Annotated in this window: 17 protein-coding genes; 6 read left to right on the forward strand and 11 right to left on the reverse strand. The window is 57.8% G+C overall.

What is annotated here, in order from left to right:
• Positions 1–88: 88 nt before the first annotated feature.
• Together AC2FLZ_RS05745 and hemB are read right to left on the reverse strand one after the other, a co-directional pair.
• Positions 89–661, reverse strand: coding sequence for a lipid-binding SYLF domain-containing protein (locus AC2FLZ_RS05745; protein WP_480473050.1), 573 nt, complete (start codon positions 659–661; stop codon positions 89–91).
• Positions 662–804: 143 nt separating this feature from the next.
• Entirely contained in the window at positions 805–1,803 is a 999-nt protein-coding gene (hemB, locus tag AC2FLZ_RS05750) for a porphobilinogen synthase (protein WP_480553669.1), read from the reverse strand.
• Between the two features lie 119 nt (positions 1,804–1,922).
• Here hemB and AC2FLZ_RS05755 point away from each other — a divergent pair, with 119 nt between their 5' ends.
• Positions 1,923–2,447 carry a component of SufBCD complex gene (locus AC2FLZ_RS05755; RefSeq protein WP_480486469.1) on the forward strand — a complete coding sequence of 175 codons (525 nt, stop codon included), beginning with the start codon at positions 1,923–1,925 and terminating at the stop codon, positions 2,445–2,447.
• Between the two features lie 21 nt (positions 2,448–2,468).
• Positions 2,469–5,927 (forward strand): transcription-repair coupling factor, encoded by a 3,459-nt coding sequence (gene mfd, locus AC2FLZ_RS05760; RefSeq protein ID WP_480517223.1) that lies wholly within the window; start codon positions 2,469–2,471, stop codon positions 5,925–5,927.
• A gap of 145 nt (positions 5,928–6,072) precedes the next feature.
• On the opposite strand, the gene AC2FLZ_RS05765 is transcribed toward mfd, so the two are convergent.
• The 4 genes from AC2FLZ_RS05765 to AC2FLZ_RS05780 form a co-directional block, all read right to left on the reverse strand.
• The gene (locus AC2FLZ_RS05765; protein ID WP_480517221.1) at positions 6,073–7,731 is read right to left on the reverse strand and encodes a tetratricopeptide repeat protein; all 1,659 of its coding nucleotides are present in this window, start codon (positions 7,729–7,731) and stop codon (positions 6,073–6,075) included.
• A gap of 58 nt (positions 7,732–7,789) precedes the next feature.
• Positions 7,790–8,998 (reverse strand): multidrug effflux MFS transporter, encoded by a 1,209-nt coding sequence (locus tag AC2FLZ_RS05770; protein ID WP_480517219.1) that lies wholly within the window; start codon positions 8,996–8,998, stop codon positions 7,790–7,792.
• 76 nt (positions 8,999–9,074) lie between these two features.
• Positions 9,075–9,734 carry a DsbA family oxidoreductase gene (locus AC2FLZ_RS05775; RefSeq protein ID WP_480517217.1) on the reverse strand — a complete coding sequence of 220 codons (660 nt, stop codon included), beginning with the start codon at positions 9,732–9,734 and terminating at the stop codon, positions 9,075–9,077.
• Positions 9,731–11,248 (reverse strand): class I adenylate-forming enzyme family protein, encoded by a 1,518-nt coding sequence (locus tag AC2FLZ_RS05780; RefSeq protein ID WP_480517754.1) that lies wholly within the window; start codon positions 11,246–11,248, stop codon positions 9,731–9,733. Before AC2FLZ_RS05780 ends, AC2FLZ_RS05775 begins: the two co-directional genes overlap by 4 nt.
• 65 nt (positions 11,249–11,313) lie before the next feature.
• Here AC2FLZ_RS05780 and AC2FLZ_RS05785 point away from each other — a divergent pair, with 65 nt between their 5' ends.
• Complete coding sequence (locus tag AC2FLZ_RS05785; protein ID WP_209503779.1) at positions 11,314–11,937, forward strand: helix-turn-helix domain-containing protein; 624 nt, start codon at positions 11,314–11,316, stop codon at positions 11,935–11,937.
• Here AC2FLZ_RS05785 and AC2FLZ_RS05790 read toward each other — a convergent pair.
• Positions 11,926–12,165: a hypothetical protein gene (locus AC2FLZ_RS05790; protein ID WP_480517215.1), complete on the reverse strand. Its 240-nt coding sequence runs from the start codon at positions 12,163–12,165 to the stop codon at positions 11,926–11,928. The two genes, AC2FLZ_RS05785 and AC2FLZ_RS05790, sit on opposite strands and share 12 nt — an antisense overlap.
• Before the next feature lie 554 nt (positions 12,166–12,719).
• On the reverse strand, positions 12,720–14,537 hold the full coding sequence (locus tag AC2FLZ_RS05795) for an extracellular solute-binding protein (RefSeq protein ID WP_480624452.1): 1,818 nt from the start codon (positions 14,535–14,537) through the stop codon (positions 12,720–12,722).
• Between AC2FLZ_RS05795 and AC2FLZ_RS05800 the strand changes: the two genes are divergently transcribed.
• The 3 genes from AC2FLZ_RS05800 to AC2FLZ_RS05810 all read left to right on the forward strand — a co-directional run bounded on the left by AC2FLZ_RS05800 (position 14,476) and on the right by AC2FLZ_RS05810 (position 16,701).
• The gene (locus AC2FLZ_RS05800) at positions 14,476–14,700 is read left to right on the forward strand and encodes a hypothetical protein (protein WP_480493162.1); all 225 of its coding nucleotides are present in this window, start codon (positions 14,476–14,478) and stop codon (positions 14,698–14,700) included. The genes AC2FLZ_RS05795 and AC2FLZ_RS05800 overlap by 62 nt on opposite strands.
• A gap of 137 nt (positions 14,701–14,837) precedes the next feature.
• A complete protein-coding gene (locus AC2FLZ_RS05805) occupies positions 14,838–15,611 on the forward strand; it encodes a 3-hydroxybutyrate dehydrogenase (RefSeq protein ID WP_496714354.1) in 774 nt (257 codons plus the stop codon).
• Positions 15,612–15,675: 64 nt separating this feature from the next.
• Entirely contained in the window at positions 15,676–16,701 is a 1,026-nt protein-coding gene (locus AC2FLZ_RS05810; protein WP_496714353.1) for a patatin-like phospholipase family protein, read from the forward strand.
• Here the strand turns inward: AC2FLZ_RS05810 and AC2FLZ_RS05815 are convergent, their stop codons facing one another.
• From AC2FLZ_RS05815 to AC2FLZ_RS05825, 3 genes are all read right to left on the reverse strand, one after another.
• Complete coding sequence (locus tag AC2FLZ_RS05815; protein WP_480553649.1) at positions 16,702–17,382, reverse strand: DUF502 domain-containing protein; 681 nt, start codon at positions 17,380–17,382, stop codon at positions 16,702–16,704.
• A 65-nt stretch (positions 17,383–17,447) separates the two neighbouring features.
• Positions 17,448–18,359, reverse strand: a complete 912-nt coding sequence (locus AC2FLZ_RS05820) for a pseudouridine-5'-phosphate glycosidase (protein WP_480603481.1) — start codon at positions 18,357–18,359, stop codon at positions 17,448–17,450.
• On the reverse strand, positions 18,356–19,249 hold the full coding sequence (locus AC2FLZ_RS05825; protein ID WP_496714351.1) for a PfkB family carbohydrate kinase: 894 nt from the start codon (positions 19,247–19,249) through the stop codon (positions 18,356–18,358). Before AC2FLZ_RS05825 ends, AC2FLZ_RS05820 begins: the two co-directional genes overlap by 4 nt.
• Between the last annotated feature and the right edge of the window lie 89 nt (positions 19,250–19,338).

The following is a 19,338-nucleotide window of genomic DNA, read 5'->3' on the forward strand; positions in this document are numbered from 1 at the left end:
GAGAACCTGCGCGGAAAGGATGAAAACAAACACCCCACCGCAGCATTCCGCTGTGATGGGGTTTGTCAGAAGAAGTGGGAAGCCCGAATTATGGGATAATTCGGGTATATTTCGTGCCTTCCACGGTCGCACCGATCTGAAGCCCAGCCTGTCCGAAGATGGCAGCCAGAACGGGCGATCGCAATGTCGTTGTGTCTGTCGACACGGAATCGCCCTGATCGCTGACCACATAGCCAATATCTGCTCCGGCTGTCCAACCACTGGAACGACGGAAATCGTTCAGGGCGTCTTCGGTCATGAAAAACAGGACATGCGCATATTGCTGCGCGCCGATCTGTAGCCCGGCCGTGCCCTTGACCGCCGAGTAGAAGTCAACTGTTGCACCGCTGATGCGCAGCGCGCCGCGGCCGTAACCGCCACCGAACACGAAACCGGCTTCGGTAATCAGCGGCATGACCAGCATGCCGTTGGCCTTGTTCGCAATTTCAACCGTGTTGGGATAGCGGCTGTACATCTCGGTCAGCGTGGCGTCGACACGGGCATCGATTGTTGCTGCGTTGGAATTGCCGACGCCGTTGCCACAGGCGGCGGTCAAGCTCAGACCTGCCATGCCCAAGGCAAAGCCGCGACGATTCAGTCGGGGGGAATTGGAACTGCTCATGGTTTTTTATCTCTGTAACTGTGCCTGAAATGCCGGGTGATCCCGGTCTTGGCGGCAAGGATACGCCGATCAGGGCGATGTGTCACGGGAAAGCTGCCCGATCGGGAAATCTTATCGGCGAAATATCGCGAAACTTGCGGGCTTTATCCCTGCAGGATGCGCGCAACCTGAGGAGAGAAATAGGTCAGAATTCCATCGCATCCGGCGCGTTTGAAGGCCAGAAGGCTTTCCAGCATCACCTTCTCGCCATCGATCCAGCCGTTCTGGGCTGCGGCCTGAACCATCGCGTATTCGCCCGATACCTGATAGGCATATGTCGGCGCACCGAAACTGTCTTTCACGCGGCGGCAGATATCCAGATAAGGCATGCCCGGCTTGATCATCACCATATCGGCGCCTTCAGTCAGATCGCGTTCGATCAGGCGCAGGGCCTCGTCCGAGTTCGCGGGGTCCATCTGGTAGGTCTTTTTGTCGCCCGTCAGGGCCCCCGATGCACCGACTGCGTCGCGGAAGGGTCCGTAGAACGCACTGGCATATTTGGCGGCATAGCTGAGGATCATCACGTTGTGATGGCCCGCACGTTCCAGCGCGCGACGCATTTCCCCGATCCGGCCGTCCATCATGTCCGACGGGCCGATGATATCCGCACCGGCGTCTGCCTGTGCCAGTGTCATCTTTACCAGCGCCTCGACGGTCTGGTCGTTCACGATTTCTCCATCAACGACATATCCGTCGTGGCCGTTGATGTTATACGGGTCAAGCGCCACATCCGTCATTACGGCGACGTCTGGGGCCGCCGCCTTGATTGCCCGGATGGCCCGGTTTGACAGGTTGTCGGGGTTCCATGCCTCGGCGCAGTCTTCGGTTTTCAGCGCTGGGTCGGTGTAGGGAAAGATGCAAATTGCAGGAATCCCAAGGGCCTGGGCCTCGACCGCCGCTTTGGCAATCAGGTCAACCGATCTGCGAACCACACCAGGCATCGAGGGCACGGGCTCTTCAATACCTTCGCCATCGCGCACGAAAACCGGCCAGATCAGGTCATCCGTTGTCAGAGTGTTCTCACGCACCAGCGCACGAATTGCCTGTGATTGACGGGCTCGGCGAAAGCGGGTCATGGGAAATGGGGCAATGGTCGGTTTCATGGCGCGTTCTCCTTGAACATTCGTGCATTGGGTGGCATGAATTCACAAAGGTCTCAAGGGTATCAATGGACGCGCGCCTAGATGGAACCCCCCTGAGTAGTGCGAATAAAGGGTTGGGTTTGGACTGGTACTCTTCGATCTTTGAACTCATCGACATGCGCAGCTTTTCGAATCTGTGGTTCTGGATCGTACTGGCGGTACTCTGGTCGTCTGCCAGCCACTGGGTGATGGGCATCCCATATGATCTGGTTGTTCGTGCCCGCCGGATCGGAGGTCAGGTCGAAACCGATCTGCTCGACATCGTTCGCATCCATACAAATCGGATTCTGCTGATCGTCGACATGTCTGGCACCATCCTTTTGGCGTTTGGGTGTTTTCTGTTCACCGGGATGGCCACGCTTGGGTTTTATTATGATGTCGAGTTCGCGCAGGCCCTGTTTTTGCTTTTGTTCCCAATGACCTTGGTGCTTTTAGTGAATATCGTGCATGCAAGGCGTCTCCGGCGGCAGGAATTGACACTCGAAACTGTCTCGAAAACGATTTCCCGCTGCCGTCTGTATACCCAGATCATCGGCATGATCTCGATACTGGTCACTTCGTTCTGGGGCATGTATCAGAACCTTTCGATTGGCGTTCTGGGATAGAAGATTCTGAAAGGCGAGGCGATGAAGGCTCCGAACCACGTGACAGTTGGCGGCGCCCCCGAAGGGTTTGACGCGCAGCTGGTGCTGAACGAGATCGCCCGCAGCAGGGGGCCGGTGGCCCATGTCGCACGCGATGACAAGCGGATGGAAGCGATGCGCGCTGCACTGGCGTTCTTTGCGCCTCAGATGCCTGTCTTTGTGTTTCCGGGTTGGGATTGCCTACCTTATGACCGGGTCTCGCCTAATGCGGATATCTCGGCGGCGCGCGTCGCTACTCTGGCGGCGCTGGTCCACCAGATGCCCCAACAGTATGTATTACTGACCACGCTGAACGCCGCGACCCAACGCGTCCCGGCACGGGAGGTTTTGCGAGAGGCGGCGTTTACTGCCCGAGTTGGCCATCGCATAGATGAAACCGCTCTGCGAAACTTTCTGGTGCGTATGGGGTTCACACAAAGTCCAACGGTGATGGAACCCGGCGATTACGCCATCCGTGGCGGCATCATCGACATCTTCCCTCCGGGAGAGGCGGGCCCGGTTCGGCTGGACCTGTTCGGTGACGTCCTGGACGGCGCGCGCCGCTTTGATCCGGCGTCCCAGCGAACAACCGAAAAGCTGGACATCGTTGAACTTGCACCGGTGTCCGAAGTCATCCTGGACGAGGCCGCCATAACCCGGTTCCGTCAGAACTATCGCATCGAGTTTGGTGCCGCCGGTACGGATGACCCTTTGTATGAGGCCGTAAGCGCAGGCCGCAAACATCAGGGGATCGAACACTGGCTGCCGTTCTTCCACGAAAAACTGGAGACACTGTTCGACTACTTGCCGGATGCGGTGATCACTGTCGATGATCAGGTGACGCCCGCGCGTCTGGCGCGTTGGGATACGATTGCCGATCAGTACGAGACCCGACGACTGGCGCTGGAAAACCGATCTCGCATGGACACGGTCTATAAACCCACACCTCCGGGGTTGTTGTATCTTGACGATACCGCCTGGGAGGCGGCTGTCGCGGATCGTCGGGTTTTGCAGTTCAGCCCGCTGCCGCAAGCCTCTGGCCCCGGTGTCATCGACGCGGGTGGGCGCATCGGGCGCAACTTTGCGCCGGAACGCCAGCAGGAAAGCATCAGCCTGTTCGGTGCTTTGGCCAGTCACATCACTGCAAAGCTCGACAAAGGACCGGTGCTGATCGCCTCATATTCCGATGGCGCGCGGGAACGCCTGACCGGCCTGATCGAAGACGAAGGGCTGGCCGAGGCGATACATGTGGCTAACGGCACCCGCATTGGAAAACGCGGCTTGCACCTTGCCGTCTGGGCGTTGGAGCACGGGTTCGAAACTCCTGATCTAACGGTGATCGCTGAACAGGATGTGCTGGGCGACCGGCTGATCCGTCAGCCCAAAAAGCGCCGCAAGGCCGAAAACTTTCTGACCGAAACCCAGTCGCTCAGCCCCGGTGATCTGGTTGTTCACGTGGATCACGGTATAGGTCGTTACATGGGAATGGAGGTCGTCACCGCAGCCGGTGCCGCCCATGAATGCCTGTTGCTGGAATATGCCGAGCAGGCAAAGCTGTACCTGCCGGTCGAAAACATAGAATTGCTTTCGAAATACGGCCATGACGAAGGTCTGCTGGACCGTTTGGGTGGCGGTGCATGGCAGGCAAAGAAGGCCAAGCTGAAAGAGCGCATCCGCGAGATGGCGGATAAGCTGATCCGCATCGCCGCTGAACGTGCATTACGTAAAGCCCCGGTCATGGATCCACCGCCCCACGCGTGGGAGGAATTCAGCGCGCGATTCCCATATCAGGAAACCGAAGACCAGTTGCGGGCGATCTCGGATGTGATGGAGGACATCCATTCCGGCGCGCCGATGGATCGTCTGATCTGCGGTGATGTCGGATTTGGAAAGACCGAGGTTGCCATGCGTGCCGCATTTGTCGCCGCCATGTCGGGCGTTCAGGTTGCGGTTGTGGCACCCACGACCCTGCTGGCCCGCCAGCATGCCGCGAGTTTCAGGGAACGCTTTCGGGGGTTCCCGCTGGAGGTCCGGCAATTGTCACGCTTTGTTTCGGCGAAAGAAGCCCAGCAAACCCGTGACGGTCTGGCCCGCGGGACAGTGGACATCGTGATCGGAACGCACGCGCTTTTGGCCAAGAACATACGGTTCAACAATTTGGGGCTTCTGATCATCGACGAGGAACAGCATTTTGGCGTGGGTCATAAGGAACGGCTGAAACAGCTGCGCTCAGACATTCACGTGCTGACCCTGACCGCGACACCGATCCCGCGAACGCTGCAACTGTCGTTGACCGGCGTGCGCGATTTGTCGATTATCGGCACGCCTCCAATCGACCGACTGGCGATCCGTACCTATGTCAGCGAGTTCGATGCCGTTACAATCCGAGAAGCGCTGCTGCGTGAACACTATCGTGGGGGGCAGAGTTTCTATGTTGTACCGCGCATCTCGGACCTGCCTGAGATCGAAGAATTTCTGAAAAATCAACTGCCTGAGCTCACTTACGTGGTTGCCCATGGCCAGATGGCAGCGGGTGAGCTCGATGATCGGATGAACGCGTTTTATGACGGGAAATTCGACGTGCTGCTGGCCACAACCATTGTCGAAAGCGGGCTGGACATCCCGACCGCAAACACGATGGTCGTGCACCGTGCGGACATGTTTGGCCTTGCCCAGCTCTATCAGATTCGGGGTCGCGTTGGGCGCTCGAAAACCCGTGCCTATGCTTTCCTGACCACCAAACCGCGCCAGAAACTGACCGCTGCCGCCGAAAAACGCCTGCGTGTTCTGGGCTCGCTGGACACGTTGGGGGCCGGGTTCACTCTGGCCTCGCAGGATCTTGACATTCGTGGTGCGGGCAACCTGTTGGGTGAAGAACAATCCGGCCAGATGCGCGATGTGGGCTATGAGCTTTACCAATCCATGCTGGAAGAGGCGATTGCCAAGATCAAAGCCGGCGAGATGGAGGGGTTGTCGGATGCGGACGATCAATGGGCTCCGCAGATCAATCTGGGTGTGCCGGTTCTGATCCCCGAAAACTATGTGCCAGATCTGGATGTGCGCTTGGGGCTCTATCGCCGCCTGTCGTCTCTATCGACAAAGGTCGAACTGGAGGGCTTTGCTGCGGAATTGATCGACCGTTTTGGCAAATTGCCGAAAGAGGTGAATACCTTGATGCTGGTTGTGCGGATCAAGGCCATGTGTAAACGCGCCGGGATCGCAAAGCTCGACGGTGGGCCGAAAGGTGCGACCATCCAGTTCCACAATGACAAATTCGCCTCGCCGCAGGGACTGGTTGAGTTCATTCAAAATCAACGTGGTATGGCCAAGGTCAAAGACAACAAGATCGTCGTGCGCCGGGACTGGAAAAAAGACAGTGACAAGATCAAAGGGGCTTTTGCAATTGCCCGGGATCTCGCTGAAAAAGTGGTCGCGGCGCAAAAAAAGGTCAAAGCAGGTTGAGATGTGAGAGGGGGCTCTGCCCCCGCTGCGCGTTCCGCGCATCTCCCCCGGGATATTTATGGCCAGATGAAGAAGCGGATCCCTGCTTCATCTGGCTAAAAATATCCCCGCCGGAGGCATCGTGCGTCAGCACGATCAGGACACTTTAGCTACGCATTGCCGCCTGCGCGCAGAAGCAGGACGCAGCCACCATGCGGTCGGCACGGGCCAACGCCAGGTCAAGCCGTTGTTTGATCTGCAGGACTTCGACCTGTTCGCTGCGTGCCTTTAGACAATCGTAAAGGCCCTTCAAACTCCAGACGTTGTCAGGATGTATCGAGGCGCGACTTAGCGTGCCGCCCAAGCCCAAATCTTCACGATAGGCGTCTTCCGCTTCGGCCAGCCGTCCTTGCTCGAATAGAAGTGCCCCAAGCGCGTGGCGGGTGGGCTGCATCCATCCCCAGGGTTCGTCATAGGGCAAGGTATCGTCCAGCTCGACCGAGCGGCGCAGATGGGCAAACGCGATTTCCAAGTTGCCTTTGCGGTACTCGATCTCACCGCGCAGCATTTCCCGCGCAATTTCCAGCAGGTCAATCACACGGTTGTTGTGCAGCCTGCGTGTTTCCGGAACGCATTCTTTGGCGGCAAGGAACAGATATTCTTCGGCCTCGGCATTGGCGATATCACCGGTTGCTGCATGAGCGATGGCGCGCGCGTAGTGTGTCGTGGCCGTCAGGGTGCGGAACAGGTCTGGGTCTGAGGGCAGTTCCAGTGCCTTAGCCTCGTCCCAGCGGCCAAACCGGATCAGGATGTGAGGGCCCATGGACATGTAGCTTTCGAAGTAATCGGCCATCGGGGGGCTTTCGATGCGCAGCAACTCTTCGGGTGTTGTATCCCACAATCCCTGATTGGCACGTAGGGCCGGTTCCATCTGTCCAAGAAAAAGCGCACCGTAGATGGCAAAGTGATAATTGTGCTGGCGATAGCCTGTGTAAATGTTGAACGCGCCTTCGCGTTCGTAATATTTCAGGTCGGCTTCCGAGGCTTTTTCGTTCCAGTGCACAACGTTGTGGTAATGTCCGCAGAGCACATCGATATGTGTCGGCATATGTACTAAGTGGCCGGCATCTGGAACCAGTGTGCGCAGGACATCCCCTGCTTTCAGGGCTTTTTCTGGTGTTGTAGACATCTCCATCAGATGAACATAGAGGTGCAGCAGGCCCGGGTGTGACATCGCAGCCGGATCGTTCGCCATGGCCCATTCAAGCGCATCTTGCGCTTCCTTCGTTGCCGCGCCCTGGGCGGGTTGGCCCGTTTTCAGATCCCACATCTTCCATGGCGTCAGGTTCAGCAGCGCTTCGACATAGATGGTACGCAAGTCGAGGTGGTCCGGGTGCGCCGCAAATGCCGCGCGCATCGCGTCGGCAAAACCGTGGTCCCATTGGTGCATGTCCTGAACCGGATCACGTTGCGGGTAACGCGCGGGCAGGGCCTGAATCAGGGCCTGTTCGACGGCAGTGCACCCTGCGAGCAGACCAAGGGCTTTTTGCATCGCGTCGTAAGCCCGTGCCAGCGCTTCTTCCTGACCCTTCTCATCCAGCAGGTCCCAAGGGAGGTTGTAATTGGGACCGGCTGCATAGGCGACACCCCAATGGGCCATTGCGCAATTCGGATCATGCTCGGCCGCGCGTTGAAAACAGGCTACCGCCTCTTCGTGATTGTAGCCGTATGTCCAGTTCAGCCCGCGGTCGAACCACAGCTGAGCTTCGGGGCTGGAAGTGGAAACCGGGCAGGAATAGCTGCCCAGATCGTAGTAATCGTTCATCACAGTTCCTCCCCCTAAGTTCGGGGTAGGATAGCGTGTTTCACCCGAGATTCACAGGTCAGGCCGGCAGCCGTTCTTCGATGCGACCCATGTGGATCATCAGGCCAAACGACAGCACGCACATACTCAGAATGCCAATTGTCAACGGCGCGATGGATCCGTTGAACAGAAGCCCGATCGGCGCGGCGATTGCTGCAGCCATTACTGTTGAGATCGACCCGACAACTGAAGCGGCCATGCCTGCGATGTGGCCCATGGGCTCCATGGCAATGGCATTCAGATTGCCGATGGTTACACCAGCCATGAAAAAGACCATCGTCTGCCAGAAGACAAACAGGGCAAATGACATATCGGGCGAAAGGTTCGCCATGTTCAGGATGATGACGACAGACGTGATGGCTATCTGCGCGCCGAAGGCGAATGTGACCATCCGGCGCATCCCGACGCGCACCACCAAAGCTGCGTTCAAAAGGCTGGCCGAACCTGACATCAGGGCGACAAATCCGAACCAGAAGGGAAAGCTGTCGGCCCGATCATGGATCACATCATAGACCGGTTGCACCATAGTCAGCATGGTGAACAAGGTCCCCATGCACAAGGTCTGCACGAAGATAGACAAGCGCACGGTGGGATGGGCAAACATTTCGTTCACGGCCGCAATCATCAGGGGCAGGCGAAAGGGGCGGCGGTTCTCGACGGCCAGGGACTCGGGCAGTCGTGTACTCACCCAAAAAAGGACGACCAGCGCGAACAGGATAAAGGACATGAATATCCCGCGCCAGCCGAAGAGGGCGATAACACCAGCGCCCAGCATCGGGGCCGCTGCTGGTACCAAAGTGAAGATCATCATAGCGATTGAGATGATGCGCGCCATTTCCCGGCCTGAATACAGGTCACGGATGATGGCCATTGCCACCACACGTGGTCCAGCAGCGCCCAGCCCCTGTACAACGCGCGCAATCAGCACCAGTTCCAGCGAAGAACTGGCCCAGGCAACAGCCGAAGCCGCAATGTACAATAGCGCGCCGCAAAAGATCACCGGCTTGCGTCCCAGCGCATCCGATAGCGGGCCGGTAAAGAATGTACCGATACCCATTCCCAGAACGAAGGACGTCAGAATCAGTTGGGCGCGATTGACATCATCGGGGCTGAGCTGCGCGCCGATTTCGGGCAGGGCAGGCAGCATTGAATCGATCGAAAACGCGATAGTGGCGAACATCATTGCGATCAGCGCAATGAATTCCGCCTTCGACATGCGGTTGGCCATGAAGCACTCCTAACCTGTTCGCGCTATCATGGTGAGTCAGGTTAGGCCAGACTGGAAATTCGCACAGACCTCTGTGCTATTCTGCGGGGGAAGCCTCAAGTTGAGACATTATTTCGGCGATCACTTTTTCCCACATTTCAGGTGGTTGAGCACCCGGAACGGCATGTTGATTGGCAACTATGTAGGTCGGGACCGAACTGACGCCCATTTCGCGAGAATGAGTATCACGGTTGCGAATATCCTCGCGGTCGGCGTCGGATTTCAACAGCTTCATGACCACTGCGGCGTCCATTCCGGCACTGTCTGCGATGTCGGACAGGACTTCGGGGTCGCCGATGTCTCGGGCCAGAACAAAATAGGCATCGAACAGCGCATCCACAACGGCATTCTGTTTGCCTTCGATCCCCGCCCAATGGATCAGGCGATGTGCATCCAGTGTATTAGGTGTGCGTTTCATGCCTTCAAAGTCAATCTTCAGACCGGCGCTTTCAGCATGTTCAACCACCGGCGCATAAGCACGCACGGCACCATCTTTGCCGCCGAACTTGCGTTCCAGATATTCGCGACGATCCATACCTGCGTCCGGCATATCAGGGTTCAACTGAAACGGATGCCATTCGATGACAAAAGGGTGGTCCGGCACATTGGCCAGTGCTTTGTCGAGATGCGTTTTACCGATATAGCACCACGGACAGATCGGATCGGACAGGATGTCGAGCTTGACAGTCTGGGTCATGTGGCTGGTGCCTCGAAATAGGCCGGCAACGCCCGGCGCAGGAGTTTGCCATTGCCGCCGGTTGGTAGCGCAGACAGGTGGATGAAGGCGCGTGGTTGTTTATAACGTGCCAAGTTTGCCTCGACATAAGCGCGCAAGGCCGCATCGTCCAGCTTTTCCGGGCCGGTATAGAAGGCTGCTATCACAAATGTGTCCGGTTTGACCTCGACCGTAGCTGCACCGACCTGCGTGATACCGGGAAAACGGGACAGGGCGGCTTCGACCTCGACCGGGGACACGCGGTAGCCACCGGCATTCATCATGTCGTCGTCCCTGCCCAGATAACTGACCTGGCCGTCCACTGCCATTGCCCCCTGATCTCCGGTCAGGAACCATTCGCCCTGCATCCGGGATTCAACTTCATCGGGTGCGTTGAGGTAGGTCAGCATCAATCCGGGATCAGACCGATGAATGGCGATGGTACCTTCTTGCCCCTGCGGCACCGGGCCGTCCGGGCCCAGAATGGCCACGCGACGACCCGGTTGCGGGTGCCCCAATGCGTCGCCGCGCGCGGGGTGGGCCGGGCTTGAGGATATGAAAGTCGAGCATTCGGACATGCCGTAGGCTTCGAACAGTTCCGTACCGGTGGCGCTTAGCCATTTCTCGTGCAGAGCGCGCGAAAGCTTTTCCCCAGCGCATAAACCGTGGCGCAGGTCAGGTAAGCTGATTTGCTCATACTCTTGCACCAATTTGCGAAAGACCCCTGGTGCCGCCGCAAAGATGGTTGCACGATGCTGGTGGAGCAGAGCAGGCAGGGCGGTGATGTCCGTGCCCGGTTCCGGGATCAAGGCGGTTGCGCCGATGGTCCACGGGTCCATCAGTCCGGTGCCAAGTGTATAGGTCCAGTTGAACGCTCCGGCGTGACACAGCCGATCGGACGTGCGCAGACCATACCAGCCATCGACCATCATCTGCCGCGCCCAGATTGCCCGATGCGCGTGGGCCACGGCACGCGGACTGCCCGACGTTCCCGAGGTGTAGACGACATATGCCATACGCTCGGGGTCGCCCAGTTCAAAGCTGGCAGGGGGCAAATGGTGCATAGCCTTCAGTTCATCCAACTCGATCTGTCTGGGATGAGGCGCGCATGAGACAGCGGGATCACGAAGAACCGCGGCTGGGGACAGATCGTCGATCATTCTGGCGGTTTCGGGTTCCGTCAGTTGCGACGATGTGGGCACCGGAATGATACCCACTGAAATCGCGCCCAGATAGGCAATCGGGAAATCCACCGTATTGCCGAGCCGCATCAGAACGATTTCGCCGGGTGTCAGACCTGCTTGCAGCAATCCTGCGCCAGTGCCCAGTACGGCGGATTGCAGGTCGCGATAGGTCCAGTCCAGCGCGCCGTGGGGCATTAATACCGACAAAGCCACTTTATCAGGGACCTGATCCGCGCGGCCAAGGACGTGCGCCGCCAGATTGAAGGGTGCAGGGCAGGGCGCGGGCGCCCCCTGATCGAAGACAGAAAACATGGCCATTGGCTAACGCGGTGTCTGGCGCGTTGCAAGCGCGGCTGGCCAAGCCTATAGAGAATGGCATGAGCACCCAAGATCCCAAATCCCTGATCCGAATTGCCCGCGATTCCGGCGATCACACCGAAGTTGAACCGCTGGACCTTGGCGCGCGCGTGCGCGAATTGCGAAAAGCGCGGAAATGGACGCTGGAGCAGGCCGCCAGTCAGGCCGGTTTGGCCCGTTCGACCCTCAGCAAGATTGAGAACGGGCAGATGTCACCTACCTATGACGCGCTCAAAAAGCTTGCGGTTGGGTTGGAAATCTCGGTTCCTCAGCTTTTCACACCGCCACAGCGGGATCAGGTCATCGGACGGATGGCGATTACCCGGATGGGCGAAGGGGCGGCTCACGCGACAACGACCTACGAGCATGAGTTGCTGGCCGAAACCCTGACCAAGAAGCACATGCTGCCCTACCGCGCGCGGGTTCGGGCGCGGTCCATGGATGAATTCGACGGCTGGGTGCGCCACGATGGCGAAGAGTTCATGTATGTTCTGACCGGTGTTGTCCGGCTCTATACCGAGTTTTATGAGCCGGTCGAAATGCGCAGGGGTGACAGCGCCTATTACGATGGCAGCATGGGCCATAACGTAATCTCCGTCAGTGACGAAGACGCGACAATCCTTTGGGTCACATCACTTGCTTAGCGACGCGCGGCAGTATTCTCTGTTCAGGCCTTCGGTAAACAGGAAATCTTCGACCTCTTCATGAGCTTCGTTCATGGTTAACTGGTGACGCTCTGCCAGATAGGCTTCGAACCCTTTACGATCTTGTGATACGCGCATCATGTCTTGGTCACGCAAATTCGGAAAACGCCGCTTTGCACGTGCGTAGGCCGCATTCCAGTCTTGTGTCAAATCCGTCCAGTTCATCATGTATGAGCTTTCCTTATGTAGCGATTAGGACTGCTCTCCCCCTCCTTAGGGTACGTAATGGGTGCCGTAAGGGAAGACATGACAAAATGTCGCAGCATGTCACTGCATTCCTTTTACAAGATTGTGCCTCTGCAATAGCTGCCGCAACAGGGCGGCGGGCTTGAAATTATTCAAAGTACTTGCGGATCAGGAGACCTGTTTGTTGCGGCACCGGGAAATCCCGGCGAGCAGATTGTAAAGGCGATCTCGATCTTTGGGCTACGTCTAAATATTTCGATTCAATGTAGCTTTTAGTGTTGGCCAAAGCAGGCCGAAGGCCCGTCTCATGGGATCATCCGGCGTCCGATATGGCCTGCATGTGGTGCTGCGATTTGTCGTCGCCAAACGTATACCTGAATGTGATGGCAATGTGCTGATTTCCGCCGACAGGCGTGGTTTTCATGGGCCAATCGGGAAGGAAGAGCAAAGGAATCGTGTATTTCAAGGCGTCCGCCAACACTCCGCGGTGAACAGCCGGTGTTTTACAAAACCCGGCTGCCCTGATCTTCATGTGACTACCTGGCGTCGTACCACCACACTTCCGGCATGTATTGCGGTCCATCGCCATAGATTGGCACAGTGTCGGGGAACCTGAGCTCGCGTATGTGGGCAATCCGCCCGACATCAAAACTCCAGATCGGGATGACATAGCGACCGGCCGTCAGAACCCGGTCAAGCGCGCGGGTTGCCGCGGTGAAATCTTCACGTGTTTCCGAGGCAAGCATGGCGTCAATCATCGCATCAACAGCGGGCGAGGCCACGCCCATCAGGTTGCGTGTGCCGGGTGTGTCCGCGTTCTCGCTTCCCCAATACAAACGCTGTTCATTGCCGGGAGACAGTGAAAGAGCACGCCGGAAAGGCGTAACATCAAAATCCAGTTCCCCAGTGCGCCCGACATACTGCGCGTTGTCGACCTGTTCCGTCGTAACCTGAATGCCAAGCCGTTCCAGAGCGCGGGAATAAATCTCGACCACCGACGCCATCTCGCTGTCACCCTGCTGCAGCAAGACCGTCATTTTGAACGGGTCACCATTCGTGTTGCGCAAGACTCCGTCCTGAACGGTCCAACCCGCTTCGGTCAACAGTTTGGTGGCTTTGCGAATATTTGCGCGGTTGCGGGCTGAACCGTCGCCCTTCGGCAGTTCATACCCTTCCAGCGTGCCGGGGATCAGATCCGAGGCAAAGGGTTCCAGCAGGGCTTTTACCTGCCCTTGGGCCGGTCCGGGCTGCATGGCCAGGTCCGAGCCTGAAAAGTAGGACGTGATCCTTGGCTGCGCCCCACCAGTGATCGTGTCGTTGATGAACTCGAAGTTGAAGGCCAGCGTCATGGCCTCGCGAACGCGCCAGTCGTCGAACGGGGCTTTGCGGGTATTCATCACGAACCCGGTCATGCCTGACGGTTTGCCATGCGGGATCTCGGTCTTGATGACATCGCCGCGCTGAACGGCGGGGAAGCTGTATTGCGTGTCCCATTTGTCGCCGTTGAACTCACGCACCGCTGATAGCTCGCCGGCTTTGAAGGCCTCGAACAGGACGCTGCCGTCGCCGTAGAACTCGATCCGCATTTCATCCAGATTCATGGTGCCGCGACGGAACGGGATATCCTGCCCCCAATACTCAGGGTTGCGACGAAGGTTCACATAGCGCCCCGCCTCGTAGCTTTCGATCACATAGGGGCCGGTTCCGATTGGGACATCGTGCAAGGCGGCGTCGGCAAATTTCTTGTCCTTCCACTGCGCCTTTTGGAGGACCGGACGCATCCCTGCGAGCAGGGCAAGTTCGCGATCCGGCACGTTGAAAGTAATCCGAACCGAACGCGGGCCGGTCTGTTCGATCCTGTCGATTTTGTCCCAAAAACCGCGATAGCGCAGATGCCCCTGAGTGCCGAGCGTCTCGTATGACCAGATCACGTCGTCAATCGTGACCGGGCTGCCGTCGGAAAACCGGGCCTCTTCCCGCAGGGTAAATTCAACCCATGACCGGTCGGGAGCCGTCTCAACTGATTCGGCTAACAGCCCGTAAAGTGTGAAAGGTTCGTCCCAGGATCGCCCCATCAGGCTTTCATGGGTCCAAAATGGCAATTGCCAGGGCGAGGTGCCTTTTTGCAAAAACGGGTTCAGGCTGTTATAGCCGCCAGTATTTCCGAAAACGACTTTGCCGCCTTTGGGCGCATCGGGGTTGGCATAGGGTAGGGACACAAAATCCGGTGGTAGGGCCGGGTCTCCATACATAGCTATGCCATGAGACGATTCTGCATGGGCGGACGAGATCATGAAAATGCTGGCGATTCCCGCCGCAAGTGGTCGAAACGGTCGGAGAAAATCCGGGCTCATTTTGGAAACAATCCTGCTCTGGCCTTATTTTGTTGGGATTCACCGTAGTGATGATTTTTCATATTATCAAACTTTTAGCTTGGACGAAGGCGTGGAATTGCTTATAAAGGATGCACTGCTCGATAGGTTTCTTGCCTGTATGAAACCTGCCTCAATAACTTAACGCCCGCTTCGTGCGGGCGTTTTTTTTGGCTGCTTGAGAAGTGTCAGGCTGGGATTTCAGACCAGTGTGTTTCCCCGTTTTCTTTGCAGGTGCAGCATGGCATTGTGCACCAAATCATCGCATCAGGGAGAACGGTCATGAGCCTTTCCGGCAAAACAGCAATCATCACTGGGTCTAATTCTGGCATCGGTCTGGGGGTCGCGCGCGAGCTGGCGAAGGCCGGAGCAGATGTCGTCCTTAATTCCTTTACGGACCGTGACGAAGATCACGCGTTGGCTGCTGAGATTGCCAAAGAGACCGGAACCAACGCGCGTTACATCAAGGCGGACATGTCAAGAGGCGATGAGTGCCGCGCGCTGATTGAGCAGGCCGGATCTTGCGACATACTTGTGAACAACGCGGGCATTCAGTTTGTGTCCCCGATCGATCAGTTCCCGGTGGATAAATGGGATGCGATTATTGCGATCAACATGAACTCGGCCTTTCACACGACCGCGGCCGCACTGCCGATGATGCGCAAAGCGGGATGGGGTCGTATCGTGAATATCGCCTCGGCGCATGGTTTGACGGCGTCGCCGTTCAAGGCAGCCTATGTTGCCGCCAAGCACGGGGTGGTGGGGATGACCAAGACCGTTGCCTTGGAAACGGCGCAAGAACCGATCACCTGCAACGCCATTTGCCCGGGCTATGTGCTGACGCCTCTGGTCGAGGCCCAGATCCCGAACACGATGAAAGAATACAATATGAGCCGCGAGGAGGTCGTGAAAAACGTGCTTCTTGAACGGCAACCTTCCAAGGAATTCGCCACCGTTGAGCAACTGGGCGGGACAACCATTTTCCTGTGCTCGGACGCGGCGGCGCAGATCACGGGAACCACGATTTCTGTCGATGGCGGCTGGACCGCCTTGTGATTGGCCTTGGGGGCGCTGCCCCCAAACCCCCGGAGTATTTCTGAAAAGATGAAGGGTGAGGGCGGTGATACGGATCAATCTGGCTTTGCAGGGCGGCGGTGCGCATGGGGCATTCACCTGGGGTGTGCTTGACCGGCTGCTGGATGAGGAAGACATCGAGGTTGCTGCGATCACTGGAACATCCGCCGGTGCGTTGAACGGTGCGGCGTTCAAATCGGGGATGGTTCATTCAGGACGTGAGGGTGCGCGCGCGCAACTGGATGGGCTTTGGAGGCGTATGGGCGCGATTGGTGACATGCGTATCGCCAATTGGTTTCGCGGGTTGGAACCGGCTGTAATCGCGCAGGCGATGGAATATTCGGTGCCGTTTTCCTTCGGTGATGCCTGGTCGCGGATGGTGTCGCCTTATGCTTATGGTCCATTCTACAGCAATCCGCTGGAGCCGGTGGTGGACAGGTTCAATTTTGCGGAAGTTTGCGCCGATGCGGGACCCCGCCTGTTTGTGTGCGCCACCTGTGTGAGAAGCGGCAAGATCCGCGTGTTTACCGGGGAGGAAGTCTCGACAGATGCCATTTTGGCTTCGGCCTGCCTGCCGACCCTGTTCAAGGCTGTCGAGATATTTGATCCAAAGACAGACCGGATCGAGGCCTATTGGGATGGCGGTTATACTGGTAATCCGGCGCTCTATCCGCTGTTCAACAATGATCTGCCGGATGATGTGGTGATCGTGAATATCAACCCGTTGGAGCGCGACGCGGTGCCGGTCACACCGCAGCAGATCCAGAACCGGATAAACGAGATCAGCTTCAATTCATCCCTGTTTCGCGAATTGCGGGCAATCAGCTTTGTTCAACGGCTTCTGAAAGAGGGCAAGCTGAAGGCCGGGGACATGAGCCGCGTTCTGGTGCATATGATTGCCGATAACGAGTTGATGAGCAGCCTGTCTGTTGCCACTAAAACCGTGCCCAACCCGGTTATTTTGCACAAGCTGAAACAGGCGGGGCGGGTAGCGGCGGATCGTTTTCTGGCCAAGCATAAGAGTGATCTGGGTCAGACCAGTACTGTCGATCTGCCAGCTATGTTCGGTTAATCACTCGGGCGGTTGCGTGGGGTCTTTTTCGTTGGGATAAACGAGCCCGGCCGAAATCACCAGTTTCGCGGCATCCTCTATTGTCATGTCCAGCATAATTACGTCTTCCATCGGGAAAAACAGCAAAAAGCCCGAGGTCGGGTTGGGTGTAGTCGGGACAAAAACGCTGAGCAGCTCTCCTCCAGTTTCCGCGCGTTTGCTGATTTCGCCTTTGGCGGTTGTCGAGACGAATCCAATGGCCCAGATCCCGCGGCGGGGATACTGGATCAGGCATGCCTTTTCAAAAGAGCGTTCGGTTTGGGCAAATACGGTTTCCGAGATCTGTTTGATCCCGGAATAGATCGAGCGGACGACCGGCATCCGATCTACCACGCTTTCAGCGAACAGGATCAGGGACCGGCCCAGAATTCCTTTTGCGATCCACCCTACGATAACGGTAAAGATCAGGAAGATCACGACGCCCACGCCGCGCAGGTTGATACCGACGTAACGTTCCGGTTGGAATTGATGAGGAACCAGTGGCAGGACCGCACTGTCGATCCAACCGACTACCGACCAGATCAGCCAGACCGTCAGCCAGACCGGCGCAATGACAACCAGCCCCGTCAGGAACGACGCGCGCAGCCGTGCCAGCATGCCGGGGCGGCGATGAAGCGGTTCTTCGTCGAACGGTGTATTCATCTTGGATCCGAGTGGTTATCGGGATTTAGGTAGTCAATCGGTAGCCTTGGCACAATAGGCTTGCGTTATCCCTGTTCTACCAGTGCCCGTGCAATCGCCGCCGCGAGGCGCGCATTGTTGCGCACAAGGGCAATGTTGGCAGTCAGCGAACGGCCTTCGGTCTTTTCAAAGATACGTTGCAGCAGATAGGGCGTCACATCTTTTCCGGTAATCCGATGCGCATCAGCATCAGCCTGTGCCTCGGCGATGATGGGGGCCAGTATTTCGGCAGGGATCTGATCCGCGATCGGGATCGGGTTGGCCACCAGCTGCCCGCCAGGCAGGCCCAATGCGCGACGGGTTGCATGGGCCTTGGCGATAGCTTCTGGAGTGTCCATGCGCAGGGGGGCAGCATAGGGTGACTTTGCAGACCAGAAGGCAGGAAACGCATCCTGACCATGGGCGATGACTGGAACCCCCAGCGTTTCCAGAACCTCAAGGGTTTTGGCCAGATCAAGGATAGCCTTGGCTCCGGCTGCGACGACGGTGACCGGTGTATGGCCAAGTTCGTGCAGATCAGCCGAGATGTCGAACGTGGTTTCGGCGCCCTGATGCACGCCACCGATGCCGCCTGTAGCAAACACCTCGATCCCGGCGTAATGCGCGGCGATCATAGTGGCGGCGACGGTTGTGGCTCCGGTGCCGCCGGTCGAGATGCAGGCCGCCATATCCGCGCGCGAGATTTTGGCAACGCCTTGCGCCTGACCCAGCCACTGCAACTGGTCCGGCTCGAGCCCCACATGCAGTTTGCCTTCAATCACCGCCATGGTCGCCGGAACCGCCCCCGCATCGCGGATGTCCTGTTCGACCTGAGCCGCAACTTCGACGTTTTGCGGGTAGGGCATGCCGTGGGTGATGATGGTGCTTTCCAGCGCAACGATGGGATGGCCCGCGTCCTTGGCGGCGCGGACCGCGGCAGAATATTGGATGTCGATCACAGTGGGGTTTCTCCGGAAACGTAGGTTGCTGCGGCATGCAGAGCGCGGGTTAGAGCCTCGTCACTTGATGCGCCGCCGGATTCTGAGGCGATATGAGCCGCCATGAAGGTATCCCCGGCACCGGTCACACGGGTGACCAGAACGGAGGGGGGTGTTTGGGTCAGAATTTCGTCTGAACTACCGACCGTGGCCGAGTTGCCGCCATCTGTGACCAGCACGCGTAGCGCGCCACGATCCAGAAGGCCTTTTGCGGCAGATTCAGAATCGGTGAATTCGCGCTGGCACAATATTCCTGCCTCTTCGAGGTTCACATAAAGCGTGGCGCGGGCATGTTTCAGGAAGGGCAATAGGCGCTCTGCTTTACCGGGCGAGGCCGGGGCAACACGCAGATCGGCACGGGCGAAAGCAGGACTTTGGGCGATTTCTTCCAGCAGGTTCAGGGTCAGGTTTCCGTCAAGTGCAATGGGGCCCTCAAAGGGCATGTTTTCATGACCAAGCGGGCCGTGCATCAGCGGACGCAGGATCTTTGCTCCAGCGGCTTCCAGCGAATGCGCGTCGGCAATGGCCGCGATCAACCCGTTGGCACCTTCGACGGCCATATACCGGTCGGTTGGCAGGTCCTGCGAGCGATAGATGTGATCCGTGATCATGCCGAGGCGGGAGCAGGCATGAATCAGTTCGTCGCCCTCGGGGTCACGACCGATGGCCGTCAGCAGGGTGGGCGTCATACCAAAACGCACCAGCGTCATGGCTATGTTCATCGCAACACCACCCGGCAGGCGAGTAATCCGGCCGGGCACGTCCGAGCCATGCCGCATGGCACTGGCTGATCGTCCGATCACGTCCCACAGGACCGAGCCGATACACAGGATATTACTGTTCTGAGTCATAAAGGACGTCATGCCGCAGCGGTGATGCCCATGCAAGTCAGAACGTTACCGCAATCAGAGATTTACGATCCACAGGTCCGATATACCCT

The sequence above is a fragment of the Ruegeria sp. YKSF131 genome (assembly GCF_059612645.1).

Excerpts from the sequence above, each read along its gene's own strand:
- AC2FLZ_RS05800 (WP_480493162.1), top strand. The coding sequence starts at position 14,476 with ATGAAAATGCTGGCGATTCCCGCCGCAAGTGGTCGAAACGGTCGGAGA.
- AC2FLZ_RS05790 (WP_480517215.1), bottom strand. The coding sequence starts at position 12,165 with ATGATGAACTGGACGGATTTGACACAAGACTGGAATGCGGCCTACGCA.
- AC2FLZ_RS05815 (WP_480553649.1), bottom strand. The coding sequence starts at position 17,382 with ATGAATACACCGTTCGACGAAGAACCGCTTCATCGCCGCCCCGGCATG.
- AC2FLZ_RS05765 (WP_480517221.1), bottom strand. The coding sequence starts at position 7,731 with ATGAACGATTACTACGATCTGGGCAGCTATTCCTGCCCGGTTTCCACT.
- AC2FLZ_RS05805 (WP_496714354.1), top strand. The coding sequence starts at position 14,838 with ATGAGCCTTTCCGGCAAAACAGCAATCATCACTGGGTCTAATTCTGGC.
- AC2FLZ_RS05825 (WP_496714351.1), bottom strand. The coding sequence starts at position 19,249 with ATGACTCAGAACAGTAATATCCTGTGTATCGGCTCGGTCCTGTGGGAC.
- AC2FLZ_RS05785 (WP_209503779.1), top strand. The coding sequence starts at position 11,314 with ATGAGCACCCAAGATCCCAAATCCCTGATCCGAATTGCCCGCGATTCC.
- AC2FLZ_RS05780 (WP_480517754.1), bottom strand. The coding sequence starts at position 11,248 with ATGTTTTCTGTCTTCGATCAGGGGGCGCCCGCGCCCTGCCCTGCACCC.
- mfd (WP_480517223.1), top strand. The coding sequence starts at position 2,469 with ATGAAGGCTCCGAACCACGTGACAGTTGGCGGCGCCCCCGAAGGGTTT.
- AC2FLZ_RS05795 (WP_480624452.1), bottom strand. The coding sequence starts at position 14,537 with ATGAGCCCGGATTTTCTCCGACCGTTTCGACCACTTGCGGCGGGAATC.
- AC2FLZ_RS05775 (WP_480517217.1), bottom strand. The coding sequence starts at position 9,734 with ATGACCCAGACTGTCAAGCTCGACATCCTGTCCGATCCGATCTGTCCG.
- hemB (WP_480553669.1), bottom strand. The coding sequence starts at position 1,803 with ATGAAACCGACCATTGCCCCATTTCCCATGACCCGCTTTCGCCGAGCC.
- AC2FLZ_RS05770 (WP_480517219.1), bottom strand. The coding sequence starts at position 8,998 with ATGGCCAACCGCATGTCGAAGGCGGAATTCATTGCGCTGATCGCAATG.
- AC2FLZ_RS05745 (WP_480473050.1), bottom strand. The coding sequence starts at position 661 with ATGAGCAGTTCCAATTCCCCCCGACTGAATCGTCGCGGCTTTGCCTTG.